General features: G+C 33.3%; 16 protein-coding genes. 8 read left to right on the forward strand and 8 right to left on the reverse strand.

Annotated elements, in window-relative coordinates:
* The 7 genes from STERM_RS01725 (at position 1) to STERM_RS01755 (ending at position 10,272) form a co-directional block, all read left to right on the forward strand.
* Positions 1-804 carry a hypothetical protein gene (locus tag STERM_RS01725; RefSeq protein WP_012859829.1) on the forward strand — a complete coding sequence of 268 codons (804 nt, stop codon included), beginning with the start codon at positions 1-3 and terminating at the stop codon, positions 802-804.
* A 13-nt stretch (positions 805-817) separates the two neighbouring features.
* A complete protein-coding gene (locus STERM_RS01730) occupies positions 818-1,636 on the forward strand; it encodes a hypothetical protein (RefSeq protein ID WP_012859830.1) in 819 nt (272 codons plus the stop codon).
* Between the two features lie 181 nt (positions 1,637-1,817).
* Positions 1,818-3,059 carry a hypothetical protein gene (locus STERM_RS01735; protein WP_012859831.1) on the forward strand — a complete coding sequence of 414 codons (1,242 nt, stop codon included), beginning with the start codon at positions 1,818-1,820 and terminating at the stop codon, positions 3,057-3,059.
* A gap of 479 nt (positions 3,060-3,538) precedes the next feature.
* A complete protein-coding gene (gene nadN, locus STERM_RS01740) occupies positions 3,539-5,314 on the forward strand; it encodes an NAD nucleotidase (RefSeq protein ID WP_012859832.1) in 1,776 nt (591 codons plus the stop codon).
* Between the two features lie 41 nt (positions 5,315-5,355).
* Positions 5,356-6,999 carry a bifunctional metallophosphatase/5'-nucleotidase gene (locus STERM_RS01745; protein ID WP_012859833.1) on the forward strand — a complete coding sequence of 548 codons (1,644 nt, stop codon included), beginning with the start codon at positions 5,356-5,358 and terminating at the stop codon, positions 6,997-6,999.
* 30 nt (positions 7,000-7,029) lie between these two features.
* The gene (locus STERM_RS01750) at positions 7,030-8,769 is read left to right on the forward strand and encodes a bifunctional metallophosphatase/5'-nucleotidase (protein WP_012859834.1); all 1,740 of its coding nucleotides are present in this window, start codon (positions 7,030-7,032) and stop codon (positions 8,767-8,769) included.
* 618 nt (positions 8,770-9,387) lie between these two features.
* Positions 9,388-10,272 carry an SDR family NAD(P)-dependent oxidoreductase gene (locus STERM_RS01755; RefSeq protein WP_012859835.1) on the forward strand — a complete coding sequence of 295 codons (885 nt, stop codon included), beginning with the start codon at positions 9,388-9,390 and terminating at the stop codon, positions 10,270-10,272.
* A 180-nt stretch (positions 10,273-10,452) separates the two neighbouring features.
* On the opposite strand, the gene STERM_RS01760 is transcribed toward STERM_RS01755, so the two are convergent.
* Positions 10,453-12,189 carry a carboxylesterase family protein gene (locus STERM_RS01760; RefSeq protein ID WP_012859836.1) on the reverse strand — a complete coding sequence of 579 codons (1,737 nt, stop codon included), beginning with the start codon at positions 12,187-12,189 and terminating at the stop codon, positions 10,453-10,455.
* Positions 12,190-12,504: 315 nt separating this feature from the next.
* Between STERM_RS01760 and STERM_RS01765 the strand changes: the two genes are divergently transcribed.
* Positions 12,505-13,626, forward strand: a complete 1,122-nt coding sequence (locus STERM_RS01765; protein WP_012859837.1) for a hypothetical protein — start codon at positions 12,505-12,507, stop codon at positions 13,624-13,626.
* Between the two features lie 134 nt (positions 13,627-13,760).
* On the opposite strand, the gene STERM_RS01770 is transcribed toward STERM_RS01765, so the two are convergent.
* From STERM_RS01770 to STERM_RS01800, 7 genes are all read right to left on the reverse strand, one after another.
* Positions 13,761-14,969 carry a phosphopentomutase gene (locus STERM_RS01770; RefSeq protein ID WP_012859838.1) on the reverse strand — a complete coding sequence of 403 codons (1,209 nt, stop codon included), beginning with the start codon at positions 14,967-14,969 and terminating at the stop codon, positions 13,761-13,763.
* 3 nt (positions 14,970-14,972) lie between these two features.
* Positions 14,973-16,136: an alanine racemase gene (locus STERM_RS01775; RefSeq protein WP_012859839.1), complete on the reverse strand. Its 1,164-nt coding sequence runs from the start codon at positions 16,134-16,136 to the stop codon at positions 14,973-14,975.
* 15 nt (positions 16,137-16,151) lie between these two features.
* Positions 16,152-17,246 carry an aminotransferase class V-fold PLP-dependent enzyme gene (locus STERM_RS01780; RefSeq protein ID WP_012859840.1) on the reverse strand — a complete coding sequence of 365 codons (1,095 nt, stop codon included), beginning with the start codon at positions 17,244-17,246 and terminating at the stop codon, positions 16,152-16,154.
* A gap of 37 nt (positions 17,247-17,283) precedes the next feature.
* Complete coding sequence (locus STERM_RS01785; protein ID WP_012859841.1) at positions 17,284-18,324, reverse strand: amidase family protein; 1,041 nt, start codon at positions 18,322-18,324, stop codon at positions 17,284-17,286.
* Positions 18,325-18,405: 81 nt separating this feature from the next.
* Positions 18,406-19,707, reverse strand: a complete 1,302-nt coding sequence (locus STERM_RS01790; RefSeq protein ID WP_012859842.1) for a YhfT family protein — start codon at positions 19,705-19,707, stop codon at positions 18,406-18,408.
* Positions 19,708-19,735: 28 nt separating this feature from the next.
* A complete protein-coding gene (locus tag STERM_RS01795) occupies positions 19,736-20,101 on the reverse strand; it encodes a DUF2620 domain-containing protein (protein ID WP_012859843.1) in 366 nt (121 codons plus the stop codon).
* Positions 20,102-20,128: 27 nt separating this feature from the next.
* Entirely contained in the window at positions 20,129-21,001 is an 873-nt protein-coding gene (locus tag STERM_RS01800; RefSeq protein WP_012859844.1) for a phosphotriesterase family protein, read from the reverse strand.
* Between the last annotated feature and the right edge of the window lie 13 nt (positions 21,002-21,014).

Here is a 21,014-nt window from a genome sequence, read left to right on the forward strand (position 1 = left end):
ATGAGGGATTTGAATAAAAAATACCGGTATGAACTGGAAAATATAACAGATATTGACGGAATAACAGAAAATATAAAATGGACTTCAGAGCTGCATATAAAAACTTTGGAAGAACTGGAGAGCAGCAATCCTTATCAAAAAGGAAAATTTTACTTACTGGGAATAAAAGAAAAAAAACTGCAGTTTGAGAATGAAACAAATAACAGTTATTTATCAGAACTTGAGGAAATTTTCAGCTGTTTATTTATTATTGTGAATGAAAAAATGAAAATTCAGGATGTTCCTAATTATGACATGCTAATAGAAAAATTTTTAATAACGATGGAATATGTTGATGAAATGAATTTGAAAGCCGGAAGTATCGTACTTCTTAGTGAAATATTGGCTGAAAAGGACAGACTGATATATTTTTTAAGCAGTAACAGGATATTCCGGCATCTGTTTTTTCCGCTTTATAGATTTGATGAGATAAATTTTTATGGCAGACTTCCTGAAACTATTGAGTATGAATTTTTTGATCTTATACCCGGTATAATGATTCCGATGAGATTGAAGAAAATAATGAATAACGGCAAAATAATTATTAGCGGAGAAAAAGATGATTTATTATTAAGTGATTACAGTCTGGAAAGAATCATAAGGGAAAAATATAACCATAATATGCGAAGATATAATCTTGATTATAAAGCAGCTATAGCTTCAGATAAAGAAAACGGGTTTGTAAAAGATTATGTTTTTTATTCACAGCTGGAAATAGATTATGATATAAATATATTCCAAAAGGTAAAAATTATTGAAATATAAAACAGGAGGCGGAATGTCAGAGCATTTTTTGAAATTTTCTTCAGGGTTTGAGAAAAATTATGAACTTATTCAGGAAGGATACAGAGATGATGAAATAGAGTATCAATCCAAAAGCAGAATGGAAATAAAAATAGAAAAAAATAAGTATAATGACTTTGAATGTAAAATGAAAATTATATACGGAGAAAGTAATTTTTGTGTAAATTCTTTTAAAACTGCTTTTGTTACAGAATTATATAAAAAATATAATTACTATAATCTGATTTTGAATAGTGAAAATAAAATAATAAAAGTGAAAAATAAAAGAGAAATTATAAAAAATCTGGAATCTGATTCCTTTAGCTATATTAAAAAATATCCCGAAAAAGGTCAGTTATTGGTATATTTAATACAAAAATTTAAGTCCATGATGGAAAATGAAGAAATATTTAAGCAAAATATGATGAATACACATATTTTGAGTTATTTTTTTATAGATATTTATAATAAAGCTTATAATAATGCAGAGTCCGTTAATGTAAGAAAAAATTTTGATGATATTATTTATGGTTTAAGCATCCCGTTTATATTTGATATCAAGCTTTCCGGGAATAATGAAGACACAGTATCTTTGTTATATGAAGCAGAAATGGAAAATAAACAGGAGATACCGACGTTATTAAAAAAGTATTTCGGAAATTCTGAAAATGAAAGTTTTGGATTTGATACAAAAATTATAGGGAATTATAAATTTGACAAAATACATGGTTTTATGAAAGAAATGAATACAACAAGAATATTATCGGCCGAGGGGAAAAATTATAAAACTGTTTATAGAATTATGGAAAAATAAAGCGGAACAATATGAAAAAAATCAAATTCTTTATGATTTTTCAGATAAAGTTTTTGGAAAAGAAAACAGGGAAGATTGTACAGAGCTTATAAAGGCAGATAGCATTAAATTAATTTATTATCAGAACTGAAATTAGATAATAAGGAATTTGATTTTACGATTTTAAAAAAGGGGAGGAATGATGGAGTATATAAATAAAATAATAAAGGAAGCTTTGAAAAATATAAAAAATGATGAAGAGAGAAATTTTTTAAGAGAATTAAGCACAAGTCTGATTCCACAATTAATTAATGATTTTTCTCAAAAATTAGATGAGATACAAAATGAGGTGGATAATCTCTTTCAAAGTAATAACAGGTATATAAATACTGTTCCTGTTAATAAAGAAGAGCTGGAAAATTACAAAGAAACATTATTTCCTGTTTTGAATGATGATATCAGAGTAATTAAAAAAGATAAAAAGAAAAAAACAGATATATATTTAAAAAAAATATTTTTAGATATGAATTATAAAGAAATAGAAAATTTTAAAAATCATAAATTGAGTGCGAAATTAAAAAATGGGAATAATTATGGTCTTGAAGTGTATGCGGTTCAATGTCAGGACTATGTGGAGAAAGAAAAGGAACTGGCAGAGGTATTCGAATCTAATAATATAGACTGGGAAGTCTTGTACACTCCGTACAGCAGAAGATTTTTTGAAATTTATGCTAAGAAAAATTCTTATGAAATAAATTATGACAATGCAGATATAGAAATAGATTATGGTAAATATACTGAAAATATTTATGAAAATTATTTTTTAGCATGGAATATTGAAGAAAAGGAAGTTTTGGCAGATCAGATTTCAGTTGAAAATATAAAAGGCCGAGTATACGAGCACAGAATATTTTCAAGTAATGCCAAGAATGATCTTGTGAAAATAATAAACGGCAAAATTTTTAGAATAGACAGGGAAAAAGAAAAATTATTTGTTTATTCTGATGTTGCAAGCAGCAGAAACTGGAAAGTGTGGAATATAAAAGATACGGGAAAAAATACTTATACTAATTTGAAATTTAAAGTATTGGGGAATAGCAAAATAAATGATTTCATTACGAGATTTAAAGGGAATTCGCCGCTAAGGACAAGGAGTGAATCTGAGATATTTGAGATAATAAATAGTTTTTCCGATATAAAAAACTTAAGGCTAAAAAGTATCACAGTAGATGAATATACAGAAAAAACAGCAGATTCATTTGATATGAATAAAGTTTTTAATGAAAAGAAAACTTTTAAAAGAAATAACAGGGGAAAACTGAATTTATATTTTGAATGTATAGAGAAAGACAGGTATTTTACTGATGAACTCAGCTATATATTAAGCTGTATAGAATATAAATATCCGGAATATGAAGTAAAGGGGATAACGGAATGGAAATAAAAAATGAGGAAGAAATATTGAAAATTAATTTCAAAATATTTCTTTTTTTCTTTGTAAGCTTAAAAAATTAATTTTCATGATTTTTGTCTGACTTAATATTCGGGATATTTGATGGCTGTATATCAAAGCAATTATACTTAAAATATATATTTTATCAAAAATAAGCCGTATTATAATATTTCAGTACGAAAAAATATCAAAATCCAGCCAATATTATAAGTAAAGATACAAAAAAAAAACTTTATTATTGCCATATTTTTATTTAAAAATTATATAAAATATTTTAAATGATCTGACGGATGACAGTAACAGCAGTGCTGCAGGAAAACCGGGCGGAATTATTTTAATAAAATCAGGGAATAATAATATTCCATTCAAATATGAAAGTGAAAATAGATTAATATTATTTATTTGACAAATAAAGAAATTATAGTATAAATTATAGTAAGCGGAAAAATTTATATAAAGGAGAGGAATATATGAAAAAGCTTTTTATTTTTTTATGTATGGCAGCGGGAATAACTGCATTTAGTGCGACAACAGCCAAGAAAGTACCGGCAGGCAAAGACAACTTTGAAATAAATATCATCCATATCAATGATCACCATTCACATCTTGAAGCAGAAAAAATGGATCTGGTTCTTGGAGGTAAGAAGACAAAAGTAACTATAGGCGGAATCGGAAGAGTGGCGTCTAAGGTAAAAGAATTAAGAGCAAAAGAAAAAAATCCTCTGGTTTTACACGCTGGAGATGCAATGACAGGAACACTTTATTATACATTATTTAACGGTGTAGCAGATGCAGAAGAGATGAATTCAATAGGCTTTGATGCTTTTACTTTGGGTAATCATGAATTTGACGGAGGAAACGAAGGTCTTCTGAAATTTTTAAATGCTTTGAAAGTACCTGTAGTTTCATCTAATGTTGTTCCTGAGGAAGGAAGTATTCTTGCAGGAAAATGGACACCTTATATAATAAAGAATGTAAACGGCGAGAAAATAGGTATAATAGGACTGGATATAGTGGGGAAAACAAGAGACTCGTCTAATCCGGGAAAAGATATAAAATTCGAGGACGAAGTTACGACTGTTCAGAAATATGCAGATGAACTGGCTGCAAAAGGGATAAATAAAATCATTCTTCTTAGTCATTTCGGTTATGAAAATAATGTAGATCTGGCAAAGAAAGTCAGCGGTATAGATGTGATAGTCAGCGGAGATACTCATTATCTGCTGGACAGAAATTTTGAAAAATTCGGATTAAAAGTAGAAGGAGACTATCCGACAGGAGTGACTTCAAAGACAGGAGAACCTGTATATGTAGTGGAGGCATGGAATTATTCTTATGTAGTAGGTCATTTGAAAGTAGTTTTTGATAAAAACGGTGTAATAAAAAGTGTCGCAGGAACTCCGCAGCTGCTTCTCGGAGATGATTTCTTTGAAAGAAGAAATGAAAGCGGGGAAAAATATCAGATAGAAGGTGCGGAAAAGCAGGAAGTATTAAGAGAGATTGCGGTAAATCCTGAATTATCTTTAGTAAAGCCTGATGCTAAAGCAGAAACTATATTAAAAAAATACTCTGACCAGAAACAGGAGCTTGGTAAAATTGTTATAGGAACTGTAAAAGACGAGATACCGGGTGGTTCTGAAAACAGAATACCTGATGCAAAAAATCCTAACGGGTCATACGCAACACAGCTTGTGGCAGAATCTATGCTTTATACATTACAGCACATGGGAACAGGTGAAGCGGACCTTGTTATACAAAATTCAGGAGGAGTAAGAATTTCAATAATGCCCGGTGAATTTACTTATGACAGTGGTTATACGCTGCTTCCATTCTCTAATACTTTATATACTTTGAAGATGACAGGAGCAGAAATAAAAGCAGTTTTGGAAGATGCGCTTGATTTTGCGCTGAAGCCCGGAGGTTCGACTGGTTCATTCCCATATGGTGCGGGAATAAGATATGAAGCTAAGAAGGCCGGTACTTTGGGAAATAGAGTAACAAAAGTAGAAGTAAAAGACAGACAAACTGGAAAGTGGACAAATATAGATCCTAAGAAAATGTATGTAGTAGGAACTAATGCATATATCGCATCAGGGAAAGACGGTTATGTGACATTTGGAAAGGTAAATGAGGAAAGAGGCGGAACTGATACTTACTTAGATGATGCAAAAGCATTTATAGATTATGTAAAAGAAGTAAAAGAAATCAAAAAACCGGACTCTACAGGAGTAAAATTCACATTCTGATTTTTACTGCAATAAAAGAAAACTGAAAAGAGGACCAGATAATGAAAAAAATTATAGTTTTGACAATGCTTGTATTATCAGCATTGGGATTCGCAAAAGAAGTAAATATAAAGATACTGGGAACATCTGATGTCCACGGGCATATAGTGCCGTGGAACTATCAGACGGATGAATTTGATGATTCGGGTTCATACAGTCAGATAGCGAAGATGGTAGACGGATACAGAAAAGGAAACAAAAATGTTATATTGGTAGATGCAGGGGATATTATACAGGATAATTTGATAGAAAGATTTATAAATGAACCGAGACATCCTGCAATGCTGGTATTGAACCAGATGGGCTATGATGTAATGGTGCCGGGAAATCATGAGTTTAATTTCGGTATGCCTGCACTTGATAATGTTTTGAAGCAGTTCAAGGGAAAAGCACTGGCTGCGAATATTTATTACGACAACGGTGCAAATTATCTGCCTGCTTCTACAATAATTACCAAAGAAGGAGTAAAAATAGGGATTATAGGTGTTACGACCCCGTTAACAGAAAAGTTTGAGGAAAATACAGGGAATGTAAAGGGGATGAAATTTACAATGCCTATTCCGGAATTAAGAAATCAGGTGAATTCATTAAGAGGAAGGGTAGATGCAATAGTAGTCGTGGCACATATGGGGCTTCCCAATGAGAATAATATACCCGGAACAGGTGTTATAGATATAGCCAATGAGGTTCCCGGTATAGATGTTATAATAGCAGGACATTTTCATAAAGATGTATCAAAAGAAACGGTAAATGGTGTTCTTATAACTGAGCCTTATAAATATGGAATGTCTTTATCAGTTGTTGATTTGAAATTTAATGTGGAAAAAGGTTCTGTAAGCCTTATAAATAAGGATTCAAGAACCTTAAGCGTAAAAGGTGAGGATTCTGAACAGGGGATAGAGGTTATTTACAATCCTTTTCATCAGAAACTGCGTGAAGAAGTAAATCAGGTTATCGGGGAGACTGCAAATAATATGGTTCCTGAAGGGAAAATAAAGGGAATTCCGTATGCATTTGCATCTGATACAGGACTTTCGTCGCTTATCACAGCTGCTGAGCTTTATTACAGCAAAGCGGATGTAGTTTCATTTTCATATGATACTGAGAATGTAAAGCTCGAAAAAGGACCGATCAGAAGAAAAGATATATATGCGAATTACAGATATGCAGGCGGTGAAGTGACTGTGTATGAGATGACAGGAAGAGATCTGAAAGATTATATGGAATGGTCAGCCGGATATTTTGACACTATCCGTTCAGGAGACACTGAATACAAATATAATGCTGAAAGACGAAACTTTAAATATGTAACTTATGATATATTCGGCGGAGTAAGATATAAGATAGATCTGAAAGCGGCGCCGGGCAGCAGAATAAGAGATCTTACACTTGTTTCCAGTTATAAGAGAATAACTGATAATATGAAGGTAAGAGTAGGGATGAATTCATACAGATATGAGATGCTTGTTCAGAAAGGCGGTCCTCTTGAAGGGAGAAACATAAAAAAAGTATGGGATTCCAAAGAAGCAATGGGGCAGGAAAAAGGAACAATCCAGAATATGGTTATAAACTACATTGTGGATGTAAGAAAAGGAAAGGTAACAGGACTGTCAAATAATTACTGGTCAATAACCGGTCTGAGATAAAAATATAATTGATATAAAAAGGAGAGTTATATGAAAAGATTAGTTTTACTGTTATTAACTTTGTTATCATTATTATCTTTTGCAAAAAAGGTAAATATTGTAATATTGGAAACATCAGATCTTCACGGAAGACTTTTTGCGTACGATTATGCTATAGATCAGCCTGATAAAAGTGCGGGAATAGTAAAAGTAGCAACAATAATAAAAGAGGAAAGAGCTAAGAATAAAAACCTTATTCTGGCTGATAACGGTGATACGGTACAGGATAACAGTGCCGAGCTGTTTAATTCCGAACAGGTTCATCCAATGGTACAGGCTTTAAATGATTTGAAATATGATTTTTGGACTTTGGGAAACCATGAGTTTAACTTTGAAAAAGAGTTTCTTGAAAGAAATATAAAAGGATTTAAGGGAACTGTATTAAGCTCAAATATCATAAAGGATGACGGAAAAACATTTGTAACTCCTTATGTTATAAAAAATATCGATGGTGTAAGAGTGGCATTCGTAGGAATGACTCCTCCTCATATTCCTATGTGGGAAGCCTCAACTCCTGACCACTTTGCAGGGCTGAAGTTTATCGAGCCGGCTGATGCGGTTAACAATACTCTTAAAGAAATAGACGGGAAGTATGATGTTCTTGTAGGATTATTTCATATTGGAAGAACTGACGAAAAAGACGGTGACGGAGTACACAAGCTTGCTGAAAAATTTCCGCAGTTTGATATAATTTTCGGAGGACATGAGCACGCTGTATATGTGGAAAAAATCAACGGAGTTACTCTGATAGAGCCTGGTTCATATGGTTCAAATGTAGCGAAGGGGGAAATAACTTTTGATACTGTTACAAAGGAAAAAACAGTAACTGCAAAAAATATTCCTACCAAAGATGTAGCGGAAGATGAAGCAATGAAGAAAAAATTCGCTTATGTAGATGAGAAGTCAAAGGCTTATTCTAATGAAGTGGTCGGAGAAGTTACAGAAACATTTATAAAAAATCCTGACTTTATTACAGGGGAAAAAGAAATAACTACTATGCCTACTGCACAGTTAATGGAAACACCTGTAATGGAGCTGATAAATGAAGTTCAGCAGCATTTTGCAAAATCTGACGTATCGTCGGCAGCTTTGTTTAATTTTGGTTCAAATCTTGAAAAAGGGCCTTTTAAGAGAAAAGATGTGGCATTTATCTATAAATACACAAATACCCTTATGGGAGTAAATATCACCGGGGAAAATCTTCTGAAATATATGGAATGGTCTGCAGATTATTATAACCAGCTTATGCCAGGGGATCTTACAATCAGCTTTGATGAAAATGTAAGAGGATATAATTATGATATGTTTTATGGAATCGACTATAAGATTGATATTACAAAGCCAAAAGGAAAAAGAATAATTGATGCTAAAATAAACGGAAAGCCGGTAGATAAGAAAAAAGTATACAAACTGGCTATTAATAACTACAGATTTGGAACATTGCTTACTCTCGGTCTGATTAAGGAAAGTGATATGTACTATGATTCATATGCTGAACTGCAGGACGGAGGAAGAGTAAGAGACCTTATAATTAAATACATAACTGAGGAAAAAAACGGAAAAGTTACTCCTGTGCTCAAAAATAACTGGAAAATAGTAAATTATAATTTTAATAATCCGTTACTGGAAAAACTAAAAGAAAAAGTAATAAGCGGTGAAATAAAAATACCTGCTTCTTCTGACGGAAGAACATTAAATGTAAAATCAATAAAAGAAAGTGAAGTAAAATAAATAGAATTTAAATTTCCTCCGGAATTTTCCGGAGGATTTTTTTGTCTTTTTTAGACTGAAAATACTTTGTTTATTGAATTCAAAACTTTTTACGGTTTGCTGATTGACTATATTATGCTTTAGGAATATAATAGAAAATGATATCAATTTTTTTTTAATTATTATTGAAAGTAAGAGGTGTTGAGATTTTTAAAATCAGGGGTGGTTATACTGTGGATTATAAACTGAAAATTAATTTTCAGCCTGTAGAAATGCTGGAAGAAAGGGGATGATTTGATATCGCTGTAAACAGAGTCTATTATTATATATATCAGACTTTTCTGCATTATAAGGAGACTAAGAATTTAGAATGGGAGTTTTTAAAGTTTAAGAAAAGTCAGTATAAAGTATTTGGCAGATCAAAGTTGGAACATTTACTGGGATCACATGAAATAATGGATTTTTAGAGTTTAATGATAATTTTAGTATTTTGAAAAAAGCCAGAACACAGGCTAATTATAATCTGAATTGTAGATATAACAGAGAAAACTATAAAAAAAGTTTTGAAAAAATGGCAGAGGATTTAAAAAAAATAAGAATCTCGAGTATATGAAATCAATGGTGAAAGGAAGTATTATTATGAAAACAATAATTATAACAGGTGCAAATTCAGGATTAGGATTTGAATGTGCTAAAAATATACTTTTGGAAAATCCGGGATACTTTATTGTTATGGCTTGCCGAAGTATCGAAAAGGCTGAAAAATCTAAGTCAGAATTAATAAAAATGACCAAAAATGAGAATATTGCTGTAATGGAGTTAAACTTATCATCACTTAATTCTGTGAGAAAATTTGCTGAGAATTTCAAACAAGCCGGATATCCTCCATTATTCGGGATTGTGTGTAATGCCGGGATATCAAATAGCAATGTGGGTGTAACTGAAGACGGATTTGATATAGTTTTCGGGACTAACCATCTGGGACATTTTCTGTTAACTGTATTGCTTCTTCCGTTAGTAGAGGAAAATGGACGGATTACTGTTGTGAGCAGTGACATGCATAATCCGCCGAATGGTTTGACTTATCGGGGTGCAGAAGAACTGGCTCATCCTGCTTCCAAAATAAACGATATATATTCACAGAGTAAATTATGTAATTTATATTTTACATATGAACTAGCAGGAAGACTGTCTGAAATGGGCAGAAAGATTACTGTAAATGCTTTTAATCCCGGGCTGCTTACGGATACTAATTTTCATGTGAATAGTACCCGTAGTTTTAGTGAAGATTTTATGAAGAAGGTTGCAGACAGAATAGGATATTTATCAGAATCCGGAAAAGCACTGGCTGATATGGTAACAAAGCCTTATTATGGGGAAAATACCGGGAAATATAATGACAGAGGAGAAGAAATACCGTCCTCAGAGCTTTCTTATAATGCGGAAAATGCTAAAAAATTATGGGAAAGTTCTGTAAATTATACTAAATTACAGAAAAATGAGACTCTGGACGGTCTTTTATAATTACAGTCAGGCAATAGAAATTTACAGCAACTGCCCGTAAATAATCAAATATTAGAAAAAAACAATATATAGACTAATTCTAGTAATATATTGTTTTTTTACTTAAGTATTTTTCCAATAATCAATATGCCGGGCTTTTATTGTATTATATTATCGGGAAAGTAATACAGAATTTCTGTATTACTCAGGCCACAGCTGTTTATTTCTGTATTTTTTATCTAATCCTCCGCTAAACCATCTTCCGTTTAATACCTCTGAAATTATTTTCTTTTTGGCTTCTTTTGTTATGGTATTATCTCTATCCATTTCATTCAAGACATCTTTATATGTAAATTCCTTTTTCCCCATATAACTATATGCCTGCTTAGTATCAGCGTCCAGATACAACAGAGATTTTCCCAGTTTTTCGTTTTCTTTAGACCATTTATCCCAGTATACAAGGTTTTCTCCATTTGGATTCCCTGTTCTTATGAAGTTATAAAGATATTTTTTGAATATAAGGCTGAGCTCCTGTGCTCCGGCAGAGTTATAAGCGTCTCCTGCCAGCCATGTATAATTTTGGCTGTCAGTATCCAGCAAAGGAACAAATACCCCGTGGAAAGCTCCGTATAAAGCCATTTTTTCTCCGACTGCCTCTTTATTATCACCGAATTTTATTTCCATACCGTAAATGTCTGCTTTGTAGTTAGGGAACATTTTTTCCGTGGAATCTTCTACATTAAATAATCCATATAATTTTCCGCCGTATTTGCTGGCAAAATTGAATTCCTTAAGTCCTTTTCCGCTTATTTGATCATCTTTAAAATATTGCCCGAAATACGGGTCAAATTTTGCAAACATTGAAAATTCACTGCTGCCTGTTAACATCAGCAGAGGAACCGGATTATAGTTTTTTGTTTCAAAACCATTTTCAGGAATGACATTTCCGTCATTATAAAGATGTGGGAATACACTCATTCTGATACCGGCATTTCCCATAAGAGGAGCCAGTCTTTCTGCTTTAATTCCGTAAAGGTAAGTCTTTACAGCCGGATCTTTAGTGAGAAGCCACTTATATGCCTCCTGCTCATTTTTTTTGATATTATCCTGAACTGCTAAAGGTGCAATAGCTTTAGCAAAAACCTTTTCACTGGCAGCTTTGTCCGCTATTGTCATTCCGCCGCTGAATGACACAGCTTTTTGAAATTTTCCCTGAAATGTTGGAGAAATCAGCATAGCCATTACATCTCTTCCTCCTGCTGAAAATCCTGAAATAGTTATATTTTCAGGATTCCCCCCAAAATTCGCTATATTATTTTTTGTCCAGTCAAGAGCTTTGGCCATATCGAGCAATGCGTAATTTCCCGAATCTTCCTCATTATCTCCGGTATTCAGTGCAGGCAGGGGATTAAAGCCAAGAGGTCCAAGCCGGTAGTTTACAGATATAAAAATAGCGTCCAGATCATTTACTAATGCATTTCCTGTAATTTCCCCGGATTTCCCGCCCTGATTATTACCACCATGTATATATAAAATTACTGGAAGGTTTTTTGAATCGGTATTTGGACGGTAAATATCCAGATTCAGACAGTCTTCGGAACCGGTAATCCCGTCTCCGGATGCCTGAAGTGCAATATTTCCCGGCTTTTCGGTGTTCAGAATTCCTGACCACTTATCCGGATTTACGGGCTTTTTCCATCTTAATTCATCTGTGGGGGCTTTGGCATAAGGAACTCCTGTCCAGATCAGAACATTGTGTTCTGTATCAATTTTACCCTTTATTACTCCAAATTCAGTATTTCTGACAGTATTTTCCCTAAAAATGGATGTTTGCACATTAATAGTGCTTTTAGCTGATTGAGAGACAGTTTCGGCACTTGTAGCAGTAACCGACACTAATAACAATATTGCCAGAAGTTTTAAAAATTTTTTTTTCATGAGACCTCCTAAAATATTTTATTAATTTATTATACAAAAAGTAAAATATAGATTAATTACTATGGTTTATAAAAAGTTAATTTTTATAATATTTACTATATTAGTATACTCTTAAAATAACAGTTTGTAAAATTTTTTAGTAAATAAAAAAATGAAAAAAAGTATAATTGATTATGTGTGAACCTAATAAAAAGCGGCATTTATCCAAAAGGCAGATATGAAAAAACAGATGCAGCAAATTTATGTTAATTTGTTAAAAAGAAAAATATATTATATAATTTATATGATTAATGTAAAAAAATAAAGGAGAAAGCAATGAATTTTGAAAACGGAACAATTCTTGAAATAAAACCTTCAAACAGGAATAAAAATATATTTGCAGTATTTTGTGACAGTCAGGTACTATATTTAGCCGATGTTTCAAATGGAAAAACTGTTAAAACCGGGGTTTTTGAAAATATAAAAATGTTTTCAAAACCTGTAAATATGGATTTTTATTATCCGTATATATGTATTTCTGAAAAATACGGGTTAAATGCATCGGTAATTAATATAGAAACAGGAAAAATACAGAAATTTTCAAGAGAAGATTATCATGCTGATGTTTCAGTATATTCAACCGGATTTATTGAAAGAGACGGGAAAATTCTTTTGATACACCAGACTCAGTGGAACCGTCTTGATATAACAGATCTTGAATCTGGTGAAATTCTGACGAAAAGAGATATAAAAATAGAACTGACACCTGATAAACATAATAAAAAAACCGGAGAAATAATAAAGGGCAAGAGAAAATCAGAAAATTATCTTGATTACTTTCACAGTTCTCTTCATATTTCACCAGACGGAAAGAATTTCCTTTCAAACGGCTGGGTTTGGTCGCCAGTTGATAATATAAGATGCTTTAATGTGAGGGAATTTTTTTCAAAATATGAATTATGCAGTTTTGGTATAGAATATGCAAACGGCTATAATTGGGACAGACCCTGTACTTTTATTGATAATGATACTTTTGTGATAATTGCAGATGATCATACAAAGGAGCTTGATGAGGAAGAGCTTAAAGAATATGAATACAGACAGCTTCAGTTTTACAGACTGAATGATATAACTGATGATAAATGGCTGAAAAGCTTTAAAACAATAAAAACGGATATTTTTGAATGCGATCCTGTTTATGGTGAAGTAAACGGCGAGCTTTATTTTGACAAAAAATTAAATAAATTAGTGGCTTTAAATGACAGAGAAGCATATTTAGTAACTTTAGAGGGAGAAATTACAGAAAAAATCCCGGATATAAAATATGACTCAGCTTCAGATAAAAAAGAGGATATATTCAGAAATGCCAAAAGATGGAAGTACTCATCAGAGCATCATTTTTTCTACAGATTTTCAGCGACTGAAAATACAATGAAGATAAAAGAAATTATAATATAAAAAGGAACTCTTTTCAGAGTTCCTATGAAGGAGTTTATGAAGAAAAAATTATTTTCTTTTGATAGGTCTAGTATAATGGTCTACACTTAGTATAATCTTTTATTTATCTTTAGTTTTAGTTTGAGTAAAAATTTTTAGAGTTTATTAAGAAAGCTTTTTCCGTTTTGCGGCATTTTTATGTTAAAATATTCCGCAGCAGTGGCACCGATATCAGACAGGGAGTCTCTTACTCCTATAAATGTATTCTGCATATCTTTCTTGTAAATCAGCAGGGGAACATTCTCTCTTGTATGTCTTGAGTGTCCTATAGTAGGATCGTTGCCGTGATCCGCTGTAACTATAAGAATATCGTCATCTGTAATTTTTTCCATGATTTTTTCTATATATTTATCGGAAAGTTCCAGAATCTCTGCATATCTTGCAGTATTTTCAGCGTGACCTGCAAGATCTGTTTCCTGAATATTCACGCAAATAAATCCTTCATTTATTTTATCTATTTCATCAAGTGTAATATCAAAAATAGTTTTGGTATCAACCAGTCCCATATAACTTTTACCATGGTCATTTTCCACTATGTCAGCCACTTTTCCAATGAGTATAGCATTTTGCCCGTCTTTTCCCATAATAGTGGGAACCTGTGTTTCAGGGTCTATTCCGTAACCAAGATGTCTCACCATATAGCCTTTTTCATAAACTCTTGATTTTGGGGCATTTATTCCCATATAAGTTCCTTCTTTTTCCTCAGCGGCAGCTTTTATACTTTCAATGCTTGAATTTTCCCCGGCAAAAACTATTACTCTTGCCACCTCCACATTTTGACGTACGATTCTTCCCACTTTCAGTATTTCATCGAAAGTAAGCTCTGAAAGTGTAGAAGTAACATTATAGACCTGTCCGAGATCTGTTTCCAGATTATCGCCGACTGCGATACAGCCGTTTACGAGGAGGTATTTCAGGTTATTACCTACTTTTTCTACTTTATAGCCTTTTTCCAAAAGAGCATTATATACTTTTTCGAGATAAAAACTAAAAGGCTTCATTAACGGTTTTCTTGGAAGAGTTCCCATGATTTCCTGATGTCCGAAGAAGGTATCTCCGCCGTAGTGCATTAATTTTGCTTTTCCGTAAGTGCAAAAGCTGCTTTTTTTCATTGCTCCGACTTCTTCTCCAAGTGCATTCATAATTCCCAGTTTTTCCAGATTATCAAGCTGTAGCTTAGGGAATTTTTCAAGGATATGTCTGCATGTATTAGCTCCGATATCTTCCGGTCTTACCTCAGGAACATCATCCATATATCCCACGCCAAAGCTGTCCAGAACTATTACAATAAATCTTCTTTTCATAAATTACACCTCGATTCTCTCTCCTAAAGCTGTATATCTGCCTATTATTTGAGGTTTTCCGCTCTGTATTCCTTCTACAAGGATAATATCGCTTCTTGTAACAAAGAACTGAGTTCTGAAACACCCTAAAACAGTGTCACCTATTTTTTGTTCTTTTGATAAACCCAGATAATAATCAATATTATTGGGATCAAAATCTTCTGTATTTACTTTTGTCAGGTTTTCATATGAAGAGCCTGTAAGAACATTTTTCATATGTGACCTTCTATAATGACCGCCTGCGAAAAAATATGATTTTCCTCTGAAATTATGAGATATTTCGGAAACATATACATAAGCAGGCTTTTCTACAGCCTTTCTGTTAACATGAAATGGAGTAGTCCCGGTAAGTGCGTGTCCCGGTTCACCGTGAGTACCTTCATTTTCCTTTATCATTTTTATATTTTCAATACATGTAGAGGAAGGAAGATTCAGCTCCTTTACCTTGATATTGAATTTTTCTTTCAAAATATTATATGCTTTTAGTATTACTCCTATGTTTTCTGTTTTTTCTATAGTATTATTTGTCTCATTATATAAAAAACAAGGAAAAGAAGTAAGACCGTTAATTCTCACATTTTTTAAAGTCAGTATTTTTTTTGTAATATCCTCCAGATCACAGAGATCGACTCCGGCCTCCTGTCCGGGATAAATACTTGATTTTTCATCTAAAATCCTGAACATTATATCCTGTATTATACCCAGCTTTTCAGCTTCCTCTGATATCTCACAGGCTTTTTCAAAGGAATAGACTGTCATAATTTCAGTGCCGTATTTCAGGACTTTTCCAATCATTTTAGACGGAATCTGTACAAGGTGTCCTGTATTCCCCAGCTTCAGATTATTTTTCATCAATACTTCAGTCTCTTTAAAGTCTACGGCCACAGCACCTGAATACCCTAAATCTTCCAGAATTTTAGCAAGATAAGGATTTCTTCCAATTTGTTTTGTCATATAATACAGGTTTATATTATGTTTATCACTTTCTGCTTTTATTAGTTCTGCGTTTTCTTTAAATATATCCACATCAATAATATAAGAGTCTGGCATTATTGTCCCGTTAGTATGCAGTGATAAAGCTGTCTGTATAAGTTTGGGATTTTTTTCTATCAAAATATCTATAAACAAACCAAACACTCCTTTTTATAATTTTTTATACGCATTTTCCAGTATTCTTATTATTGTCTCAAAACCTGCTCTGTTTGGATTTATCCGAATCATTCGTTTAGCCAGTGCGGGATCACTTTTTAGAAAGGTTCCGGATACTCTGTAAAACAAAGGGGCTATTTCATATTTGGATTCGGCACCTACCGGATTAGGGAGAGCACCTAGTTTTTCTGCTTCTGTTAATAACTTTTCTGCAATTTCATCGTAAAATTCTATAAGAAGCACTTTAGACTGTGCATTAGCGAGAAAAGCTTGTTTTATATAAGGATACTTAAGATTATTATTCAGCTCGGACACAAGCTTTTCATTTTCTTCGGCCTGAATTGCCAGTGCAACAGGTGCGTATACAAGACCTCTCAATACTTCCATTGCCTCGTGTCCCTGTACCTGTCCTCCGCCGGAGTAGTTTTTACTTCTGATTTTATCTATTAATTCTTTTTTTCCGATAAGACATCCGATACCTTCGGGGCCTAATAGCTTAAACATAGAGAAGGCTGAGAGATCAGCTCCTGAATCAATGCCGTTTTTTTCTGTTTTCAGTATGGCATAGTTGTCGTCAATAATAACAGTAATATTGCTGTCTGCTGTTCTGATGGTTTTTATCAGCTCCGCCAGATTATATGAATCTTCGGGTTTTTGTCTTGTATGCTGTATTAAAACCATGTCTATGGAATTTGATTTAATCATATTCTCTGTTTCTTTATAATTATTAAAATCAGTCCGCAGTACATTAAGACCCATAGATTCAATAGTAGTTTCCGTAGTAGGATAAACAGGCGCATCATGGACAAGCAGTGTATCTCCGGGGTGCAGTATAGTCAAAAAACCCCATCGCAAAGCATTTGTGCCGGCTCCTCTGAGAAGGATACAGGCTTCGGCTGAGAAAAACTCTGCCAGTATATCTTCGACTGTTTTTGTTCTCATGGGTTTATTAATTCCCTGAGTTACTCCTAGATCACCGAGAGTCAGGGATTCTGATCCGGTCATATGTCTGGTAATAATATCTACGAGTTTGAACTGTTTCTTTTTTGCTTCTTCTAAATTAATTGATTTTAAAGGAAAAGTCTGCATAGCTTGTCTCCTTGTAATTTGTTTTTATCTTAATTCTTTATTCAAAGATAATACTGTCATTTTCCAGAAAGTCTGAAAAATATCTTTTAAAAAGTTGATTTTCAGAACCTTTAAGAATAGCTGCAGCTTCAAATAAAGGCTTTATATATTCTTTCCCTGTTTTAGCAATAATAATAAATCCGGATGATAATTCATCAGATGGAACGGTAATGGCTGATAAATTCATCATATTTATTACCTTTCCTGCCCTTTTATTAGACAGGAATTGATATTCTTTTGACTTTTTGCCAAGATTTCCCATTATGGAATCTCCGTAAAAGGTGATATCTATTAATTCTTCCCTGATTATTAAAATATCATATTTTTCAAATACCTTTTGAAATATAGACATCAGTTCTGTTCTGTCATCTGTATTTTTAAAATGATCTGTGATAAATTCTTTGTTTTTAATATTTTCAAATATGGCATAATTTTTCAGATCCTCTGTGACTGCTATTTTGTAATCAGAATATGAAGAAATAATATCAGCATCCAGCAGTATAAGGACAGCTGTATGTATAGTTTCCAGATCTCTTGCCAAAAATCCTATACCTGCGGAAAATGTAAGGCCGTCAGTAGAATTTTTGATTTTTTTTGATTTCAGCCCGGTACCGCTTCCCGCAAATGAATAAAGATTCAGGGAAAGTGCGGGGTAAATAACTGATCCGCCGCCGTCTGTTCCTATTCCGAGATCATTGATTCCCAGAAAAACATTTATTGCAGTCCCGCTGGAAGAACCTGTCATAGCTCTTCCTGTGAGCGGGTTTGTCAGATTGGTATCGACAGCACGTCCGTTATCTGCTGTTTTATCTATAGTATGCCAATAAAATTTTTTACTTTTTGTAAGTTTTTGTATTATTTTCCTGTCAATATCAGATGTATTTTTTACTCCCAATAATTTTATTTCTTCATTATTTTCACACAGGGTTTCAGTTATTTTATCTATAATGGATAAGTTTTGTATGACTACACTTTTGCCTGTATACTCTTTTCCTTTTAAAAAAGAATAAAATAATTTTTTCAGATATTCTTTTTTCAAATATAGTCACTTCCTGTCAATAATGGATTTTTATTTTGCTGTCATTGATACATATTCTTATTTAACAAAAATAAATACAGCTTACGCCGGTGTAAATAAGTGTGCATAGAAAAGAAGATTCAGCACTATTCCTGTAATGATAGCACCTACCGGTCCTATTGCCATTTTTATTATTTTTCTTCCCAAAACTTCATTTAGGAAGTAAACTACTACAAATATGAAAAAGCCGGTATATCCTCCCATTTTGATTACTGCAAATACAGAACCTATTAATAAGGATAAATCCATAAGATTTTCCATAGATGTTCTGATATTATCAGATGCATGTCTTATAGACGGAAAATGTTCAAGAAACTTTCCGATTCCCCTAAGGAGAAGAACTTCCAGTGTAATGACAACTGCACCGCCGATTCCTGCGATAATCCAGTGAGGAGCAAGATATCCCACAGGGAATATAAATGTAAGTCCTACTACACCATAAACACCGGTAGCAAGAGCAGTAGTGGCAATTAATGGCACAAACCCCAGTCCTCTCAGGAAGTCACCAAGTGCAGCCTGATGTATAAGATCTTTGGCAACAGCCGGATCAGTGGCTTTTGCCGCTTCTGCAAGAGGATAAATAGAAATTTCCGAACCGGCAAAGTACCCGAGATTAGCAATAATAGCAATCAAAGCACCAATTACAGCCAGAACGGGAAGATTTTTGAATACTCTTTTTGTTCTCTGTTCAAATATAGATTCTTCATCCTCATCTTTTTCTACCTGAACTTTATTTTTAGAATCTTCAATAATAGCAAATGCAAGAAGCATAACAATTCCTATGAACATTTCTATAGATTCAGGGTAAAGCTTTGTATATTTTACGACTAATACTCTTGTTAATAAAACTACAACAGCTGCAATAAGTCCTTTTTTCCACTTGAACTGATAAAAGATGGCAAGTATAGGAAATAATGCAAATGCTGCTATAACCGGTGTTCCAATTTCACCCAGAGCACCTAAAAAGTCAACCGGCAGTGCAGTAAGACCTTTATTTACGATGTCAAGGCTGGTAACTACCAGAATACCCCATAATGCCCCGAGTCCGAATGATATACTCTTTTTCGGAGAAGCGACTCCTATAATGTCAGTTGGCAGAAATAAAAGCCACGGATTCAAAAGTCCTGTTGTCAGTGTAAATGAAATACCTATAGATGCGATAAAACCTACGCTTAATCCAAAAGCGATTGATGAAGCTTCGCTTCTTTTCATTCTTCCCTCTGTAAGCTCAGGGAGTATAGGTCTGATTCCGTCATGAAATACTGCTTTGGCAGTATGTGCTGCAAATGATGTGAAGCCTGTTAATAAGGCTACAAATATGATTTTATAAATATTGATAGTCATATTTTTCTTCCTCCTAAAATAATCTTTCTTATTTACTCTCTAAAATACTTTCCAATAAAACCGGAACTGTTTTTTCGATATTTTCCACAGACATACCGAAAGCTACTTTACCTTCAGCAAGAAGCTTTTTGATCTGGTCTTTGTCAGGTGCACTTCCTCCGGCTTTGGCAACAGTGGAACACTTTCCGTAGCCTATCATACCTATAAGGATGGAGATCGCAGCTCCTCCTCCGCTGTTGCAGGCTCCGAAATAGTAGTCAAGCTCTCCCTTTTTGATTTTTTTTGCTGCATCCATATCAGTAGTAACTAATACTTCAAAATTTCCGTTTCCGTTTTCAATTATTGTCTTTTCCGTAAGATCCTTTTTTAATCCGGCAACTCCAATTCTAATCATTGTAATCTCTCCTTTTATTATTTGTATTTATGAAAAAATATTTTCCGGGTTTGTAATAAGCATTTTATTAATGTCAGCTTTGCTGATTCCTGCTTTTTCCATCATAGGGACAAATGTATCCAAAAGATGTGAATACCCCAGTCCTCCGTTTTTTTTGAAATGTGATTTTCTTGTGATATCCATAGAAAGTACTATTTTATCGCCGTATCCTCTTTTTATCAGTTCTTTTATTGCTTCTGCCCTTTTTTCATCAAGAAGATAGCTGTTTTTTCCTATAGTATCAAATGCAGTGTATACACCGTAGTCAAGCAGTCTTAGCATATAGTCCAGATCATTGCTGAGATCAGTATGTCCTATAATTACTTTTTCAAAATTAACACTGTATTCCTTCAGAATTTTTATCTGCTCAAGTCCCATTGAACCAATGGAGGTATGAGTGGATAGTACCTTTCCTGTTTCATTCTGAGCTATTCCTGCTGCCTGAAATAATTTTTTTTCTGTTTCTGTAATGATATTCTGCGAGCTTCCGATTTCTCCTATTACTTCCGGTTTTATTCCCGTACCGTCAATTCCGTTTTTGATTTCATTAATCATAATTTGGGCAAGTTCTTTATCAGTTTTTTGAAATACTGTTTCCGGAAAAAACGGCTCGATATAAAATCCTGTAGAGTAGATAAAATTCAGCCCTGTTTGTTTTCTTACATCCTCCATATATTCCATATTTCTTCCCATACCGATATTAGTGACCTCTACGATGTTTCTGACTCCTTTTTCTTTTATTTCCCTGAGTTCGGATATCATTGTTTCCTTATCATCAAGCAGAGTATCATCACTGTTTTTGATTTTTGAAAGATCTATGTAGATATGTTCATGTATATAAGTAATTCCTTTTTCGAGCATTGCCTGCACCTCC

Origin of the sequence: Sebaldella termitidis ATCC 33386 (genome assembly GCF_000024405.1) — a bacterium.
GTDB classification, from domain to species: Bacteria; Fusobacteriota; Fusobacteriia; order Fusobacteriales; family Leptotrichiaceae; genus Sebaldella; species Sebaldella termitidis.

Bases quoted from the DNA above. Each gene is read 5' to 3' on its own strand.
- STERM_RS01795 (WP_012859843.1), bottom strand. From the start codon at position 20,101: ATGATTAGAATTGGAGTTGCCGGATTAAAAAAGGATCTTACGGAAAAG.
- STERM_RS01730 (WP_012859830.1), top strand. From the start codon at position 818: ATGTCAGAGCATTTTTTGAAATTTTCTTCAGGGTTTGAGAAAAATTAT.
- nadN (WP_012859832.1), top strand. From the start codon at position 3,539: ATGAAAAAGCTTTTTATTTTTTTATGTATGGCAGCGGGAATAACTGCA.
- STERM_RS01755 (WP_012859835.1), top strand. From the start codon at position 9,388: ATGAAAACAATAATTATAACAGGTGCAAATTCAGGATTAGGATTTGAA.
- STERM_RS01750 (WP_012859834.1), top strand. From the start codon at position 7,030: ATGAAAAGATTAGTTTTACTGTTATTAACTTTGTTATCATTATTATCT.
- STERM_RS01790 (WP_012859842.1), bottom strand. From the start codon at position 19,707: ATGACTATCAATATTTATAAAATCATATTTGTAGCCTTATTAACAGGC.
- STERM_RS01780 (WP_012859840.1), bottom strand. From the start codon at position 17,246: ATGCAGACTTTTCCTTTAAAATCAATTAATTTAGAAGAAGCAAAAAAG.
- STERM_RS01770 (WP_012859838.1), bottom strand. From the start codon at position 14,969: ATGAAAAGAAGATTTATTGTAATAGTTCTGGACAGCTTTGGCGTGGGA.
- STERM_RS01765 (WP_012859837.1), top strand. From the start codon at position 12,505: ATGAATTTTGAAAACGGAACAATTCTTGAAATAAAACCTTCAAACAGG.
- STERM_RS01745 (WP_012859833.1), top strand. From the start codon at position 5,356: ATGAAAAAAATTATAGTTTTGACAATGCTTGTATTATCAGCATTGGGA.
- STERM_RS01735 (WP_012859831.1), top strand. From the start codon at position 1,818: ATGGAGTATATAAATAAAATAATAAAGGAAGCTTTGAAAAATATAAAA.
- STERM_RS01760 (WP_012859836.1), bottom strand. From the start codon at position 12,189: ATGAAAAAAAAATTTTTAAAACTTCTGGCAATATTGTTATTAGTGTCG.
- STERM_RS01725 (WP_012859829.1), top strand. From the start codon at position 1: ATGAGGGATTTGAATAAAAAATACCGGTATGAACTGGAAAATATAACA.
- STERM_RS01800 (WP_012859844.1), bottom strand. From the start codon at position 21,001: ATGCTCGAAAAAGGAATTACTTATATACATGAACATATCTACATAGAT.